The 928-nt window shown below is 45.6% G+C and carries 1 protein-coding gene; it reads left to right on the top strand.

The features are described 5' to 3' along the window. On the top strand, positions 1-766 hold a 766-nt coding region (locus IQ209_RS17935), incomplete at its 5' end, for an Ig-like domain-containing protein (protein WP_339378922.1). Between the last annotated feature and the right edge of the window lie 162 nt (positions 767-928).

Here is a 928-nt window from a genome sequence, read left to right as displayed (position 1 = left end):
AGAGGTTATTCACATGGCAGATTGCCCGGTAGAAACCAACAAACTCATTGGTCGTAACGCTATTATTCGCATTGCGCAGGGTTGCCCCGATGCAGCACCAGACCAATCAACGTTTTTTCGGATAGGCGCATTGACCACCAAATCATTTGACCTGTCACCCAATACCCTGACATCTGAGGCTGATGATTCAAAAGGGCTAGTGGAAAGTGTCGTCACCAGCATGGATCTAACCATTAGTTTTGATGGTGAATATCGCAAGCGGGATAAAGCGGATGATTTTGGTCCATTGCGTTTGTTGAAGGAAATCCCGAAGGAGGTTCAAGCGGGCCGCCAGCCGGCGTATTGGGTACAAATGGACTTCACAGGCGAAGATGCACTTGTACTACAGGCGTACATGGTATTTACGTCATGGTCATCTCAGTTTGGCTCTAGCGAGTTTGCTACATACTCTGGCGAACTGAAAGTCAGTGACGCTGATACCGTTGAATGGTTAATTGAAGAGGTTGCAGTGCAATCAGTTTCGGTTAATCCTCAGTCATTGACGGTAGCCGTAGGGAAAACTGGCTCATTCGTAGTTAATTTCAGTCCTGCTGATGCTACTGATAAAACCTATACCGCGGTATCAGACAAACCCAGCATTGCCACAGTGAGTCAGATAGGCAATGTCGTAACAGTGAAAGGTAATTCAGAAGGTACTGCTAATATCACAGTGAAAACGCGGGATGGTAGCAAGATAGCTAAATGCGGAGTGACCGTCACTGCATAACATTACAAAGGGTGCTTGCGAGTGCCCTTGATAATGTTCAGGAGGAATTATGACACCTATTTTAGATATTGGTGAGATGGTTATCTCTACTGATAAAATCGATTATTTATTGTGCCCCTCTTTCTCTGCAATGACACGTATCGGTACACCTCGACAGATTGT

It is taken from the genome of Xenorhabdus sp. BG5, assembly GCF_015163665.1.
In the GTDB taxonomy this organism is placed as follows: Bacteria; Pseudomonadota; Gammaproteobacteria; order Enterobacterales; family Enterobacteriaceae; genus Xenorhabdus.
Note: the sequence above shows the minus strand (reverse complement) of the source record. Positions and strands in the feature narration are given on the sequence as shown.